The sequence below is a fragment of the Clostridium sp. AM22-11AC genome (assembly GCF_003473545.1).
Taxonomy (GTDB): domain Bacteria; phylum Bacillota; class Clostridia; order Lachnospirales; family Lachnospiraceae; genus Enterocloster.
This window is the reverse complement of sequence record NZ_QUCM01000049.1, coordinates 1-4,337: the sequence shown is the minus strand read 5'-3', so window position 1 is coordinate 4,337 and position 4,337 is coordinate 1. Positions and strand designations below refer to the sequence as shown.

At 42.5% G+C, this 4,337-nt stretch carries 5 protein-coding genes; 2 read left to right on the top strand and 3 right to left on the bottom strand.

Features of this window, described 5'->3' with window-relative positions:
* Positions 1–410: 410 nt before the first annotated feature.
* Positions 411–1,652 carry a hypothetical protein gene (locus DW251_RS17710; RefSeq protein ID WP_118301900.1) on the bottom strand — a complete coding sequence of 414 codons (1,242 nt, stop codon included), beginning with the start codon at positions 1,650–1,652 and terminating at the stop codon, positions 411–413.
* Positions 1,653–2,513: 861 nt separating this feature from the next.
* The gene (locus DW251_RS17700) at positions 2,514–2,765 is read right to left on the bottom strand and encodes a DUF2752 domain-containing protein (protein WP_243035054.1); all 252 of its coding nucleotides are present in this window, start codon (positions 2,763–2,765) and stop codon (positions 2,514–2,516) included.
* Positions 2,766–3,017: 252 nt separating this feature from the next.
* Here DW251_RS17700 and DW251_RS17695 point away from each other — a divergent pair, with 252 nt between their 5' ends.
* Together DW251_RS17695 and DW251_RS17690 are read left to right on the top strand one after the other, a co-directional pair.
* Positions 3,018–3,272 carry a transposase gene (locus DW251_RS17695; RefSeq protein WP_243035052.1) on the top strand — a complete coding sequence of 85 codons (255 nt, stop codon included), beginning with the start codon at positions 3,018–3,020 and terminating at the stop codon, positions 3,270–3,272.
* Positions 3,269–3,802, top strand: coding sequence for an IS3 family transposase (locus tag DW251_RS17690; RefSeq protein WP_243035048.1), 534 nt, complete (start codon positions 3,269–3,271; stop codon positions 3,800–3,802). Before DW251_RS17695 ends, DW251_RS17690 begins: the two co-directional genes overlap by 4 nt.
* On the opposite strand, the gene DW251_RS17685 is transcribed toward DW251_RS17690, so the two are convergent.
* The coding region (locus DW251_RS17685) for an IS3 family transposase (RefSeq protein WP_118301899.1) at positions 3,759–4,337 on the bottom strand (579 nt) is incomplete at its 5' end. The two genes, DW251_RS17690 and DW251_RS17685, sit on opposite strands and share 44 nt — an antisense overlap.

Here is a 4,337-nt window from a genome sequence, read left to right as displayed (position 1 = left end):
TCATAGAAGGACCTTACTTAGGTTATTTTACAGAAAAAGTTTCATAGGCTCAAAAGAAAAGCAGGAATGGGGAAGCTCTTTTAAGCCCCTTATTCCTGCTCTCTGTCTATTCCTTCGGCATTTATAATATTGCCAGAAATTTCCGATCCTATTCCAGAGGTCGGGTGTGGGCAGAGCCCACAAAAGGCAATAATCATGATGCCTTACTTGTCATGCAAAAAAATCGAAAATGATGTATATAATTTTCCTACATGGCAATACTGTAAGTACAAAGATATATTCGACAGCCGCATAATCATTAATTCGACAGCAAAATTTTACATATCTATTTCTTATCAGAAAGATTTACTTTCCATAGACACAAGAATTTTTACACCCTTGCCTGATTATTAACAGGCTGTCTTACCGTTTCAGTCTGCAATATACACTGCCTTCACAGCCTCCTCTAAGAGAAGGTTTACCCTTTCTTCTGTGTAAAATCGCCTTTCCAATTTGACATGCTTCCCCTTCATTCTTTCCCAAACCTCTTCCATGTTATAATTCGCTTCTTTTTTGCTTATTTCTTCATAACGTACACTTCTAAGATGTTCCAGCTTTCCATTCTCCCATAACCAGGCTGCTGCCCGAAAAGCCCAGGAGAGCGTTTCCTGACCACAAAACAGAGCCTTCATAACAAATTCTTCTGTATATTTTTCTCTATAATCCTTCGGATCAAAATTAATACCACCACTCAAACCGCCAAGTTCAATCAGATCATACATGACCAGAACCCACCTTTTAACCTGTTCTATCTCAGACAAAGCTGTATCCAAAAAACGATCCGGACTTGTATCAATAGTTCCAACTGTCTGAAATAACTTTGCCATCCGAAACTCATAATCAAACTCATGTCCGGCCAAAGCCGCATGATAAGAGTCCAGACAAAGTTTTACCTCTTTGTCCAAATCATGCTCTTTCAAATACAATACCGCGGCCGCCACATCAAAATGATATTGAAAGCGTCCTGGACGCTTTGGCTTCGGTTCCAGATAGAACTGTCCTTTAAATCCTTTTTTTCTTGCATACTCAATTGTTTTTCTGATATACTCTGCCCGATTATCCAATTCCAGCCGAAGATTCGTATCTGCCATGCATTGATAACCTTCTTTTCCTCCCCAAAACATAATTCCAGTTCCATTGAGCTGCAAAACTGTATCCACATTTATTTTCTCCAATGCTAGGGATTGTAAAAATACGTCTAATGACGGAGAAGTGCCCGCCCCCAACTCTGTCTGTTCCAAACTGATATAATTTCCAGCCCCCCAAAGTAGTTTACTGTTATATTTATTCATCTTTTCTTCAATTATAACATTCAACCGCTTCTGCTGTTCCTCTGTCTGAAGCAAATTCTCTGCCGGACCGCAGCCTCCTGACCCCTGCAGACAAAAATATTCAATATCCAGCCTTTTCATCATCTCAAAAGCCAGCTCCGCCTTTTCTGCTTCGTACAATATTCCAGAAGTATGCTTGAACTGCCCTTTCATGCTCTGTGATCCTAAATTATGCCACCAGCTAACTGAAAACGGAAGCCACTCCTTCATTTGCCTTCCACAAATAATTTCTGTTGGCTTATAATACTGATGCACAAAAGAACCTTTACCGTTTCTCTCCATCACTTTCCTCCTTTCCATTTTCCTCATATTATTAAAAATTCACTAAAAAGGGAATGGACAATATCAGAGTATTAATGGAGTTTTTATGACATCTCTGGTTAGATGCTGACTTGAAATTTTAAATTCCAGTGCAGTGGTAAATTCCACCGGACATTAAAATTCCTTGATTTTATTGAATTATAATGAGCAAAATCTTTAGATAACTGGTATAATTAAGCTAACTTCTCATAAAATATCTGAGTTTGTGACATGGAAAAGAGACCTCTGGATAGGGCATGCGGACGGTGGAATTTACTTTTGAAATTTTCATCTCTGGTTAGATTTGGCCTTCATCTGGACAGTCTGTATTTTTCGTGATAGAATGAGAAAATAACAATGAATCATTCAATGCAAAAGAAAGGCAGCTTTATCCAAACTATGAATACAGTCAAAAAAATAACTCATCCACATCCGCAGAACGTCTTGCCACCTGTTCCCTGATCTCGGGGATCACGGGCATTATATGCAGCTTCCTCTACCTGCCAGTTTCCCTGAGCAGCGGAAGCAATTACCCCACCGGGCTTATCTGCGGCGTGATCGGACTTGTACTTGCGCTTATGTCCAAGAATGCGGACATTCGCCCCAAAAAGGCTTTCCTGGGCCGGGCGGTCATGGGAATCATTTTAAGCAGCGTAGCCATCGGCCTAACCATGTTTTTCTTCTACTCCCTGATTTCCTTTTACGATGCCTTAAACGATCCGGTCATGGGCCCCCAGATTAACGAGCTCATCAACCGGCTAACAGATCAACCTGCAGATGCAGCAGGCCGCGCCCGCAGGCTCCGCCTTCCTGTTCCACGCTCTGTAAGAGCATTTTCCAGGTTCAGCCAAATGCAGGCAGCAGGTCAATGCCCCGCACTGCCAGCATGTAATTCTTAAAGAGCCAGTTAGCCAGCACAAGGCCAGTTGCTGTGTATATGAAAAATGCTTCATGCCCCAGATACAGTCTGGGGTTTTTTGCTGCCCTGGAAATGACCCGGCTCACAAGCTCCGCCCCGATTACCACAGCAGCGTAGAAAACCAGGGAATGGTACTGGATGCTCAGGAAAATGTCTCCCTGAAGCAAAGCCCGCACCGCTCTCGTCCCCCCCGCAGCCCGAATAGTACAGGCCTGTTAGAAGCTTAAAAAGGCAGGGAAATCCCTGCCTGAATATCTGTATGAAGAATGCCGCCAGCTCTTCCATCACAGCACCGCGCGGATTGGTGCTAGAATATAAATAGTACAAGTCAAAATGAGAATCCCTAATTACAAATTTTATGGTACTATGTAGTTACCGCACTGAAGGAGGATCTCATTATGGCAAAGCACTATGACAAATAATTTAAATTGGATGCAATCCAGTATTATCATGATCACAGAGAATTAGGATTGCAGGGTTGCGCTTCAAACTTAGGAATCAGTCATCAGACACTGTCTCGCTGGCAGAAAGAACTGCGTGATACCGGAGACATTGAGAGCCGTGGTTCTGGCAACTATGCTTCTGATGAAGCAAAGGAAATTGCACGTTTAAAGCGTGAACTACGCGATGCACAGGATGCACTTGATGTATTAAAAAAAGCCATCAACATTCTGGGAAAATGACGGAAGCCATTTACCTCGAAGTTACTGAGAAGGCAGAAGCAGCCCGCAAGGCTAAACGCCGTGTTTCTGTCTCCGGAATGTTGAAAATACTTGGCGTTTCACGTTCTGGCTATCGTGCATGGTTGAAACATGTTCCTTCCAATGCTGAAAAGCGTCGGGAATCAGTAAAAGCCAAAATCAAGGATATTTACGATAAATCTAAACAGAATTACGGTGCTCCCAAAATCACGCAAGTGTTGCGCAAAACAGGAGAAACCATTTCCGAGCGTACTGTTGGGCAGTACATGAAACAAATGGGCATTAAGGCTCAGTGGGTAAAGCCGTGGACAATCACCACAAGAGACTCCGATTTCAGTAGCAAACTTCAAAATATCCTTGATGAACAATTTGATCCTGAACGGCCAAATGCAGTTTGGTGTTCTGACATTACCTATATCTTGATATTGTCAATATTAGTTGACACATTTTCCTCAAGGATTTTGAACCCTATGCTGCTTCCTTCAGGGAAACGTAATATTGTTGTCTTTTGATCATTGGGGGAAGACCTCTATTAGTGGAGCAGATCCTCCTGTTATTCCAGTAACTGGTGAAATATCTCCAGATGATTGTCTTAAGTTCATCCGTAGTCATTTTCTCTGTATCATAACGATCATATAGCAGTTCTGTTTTCATTCTTGCCCACATGCTCTCACACCGGGCATTATCGTGGCACCTGCCACCTGCGCTGTTCATACTTTGTTGTATTCCATATTTCTGTATCGCTTCCCGGTAAAGCTGGCTGGTATACTGGATTCCCCTGTCTGAATGGATAATGGCTCCACGGATACCAGGATACGCTTTAGCAGCATTTTCCAGCGTCTCTTTACATAAAGAGGCTTTCATATTTGTATCCATTGCCAAACCGATCACGCTGGAATCAAAGCAGTCAAAAATGGCTGAAACATACAGTTTCCCATCACAGCCTTTGATCTCTGTCATATCTGTAACACATTTTGTCAGCGGTTCTTCTGCGTGGAAATCACGCTTTAACAGATCCTCTGATTTTCTGGCTTCCCTGTCCGCTTT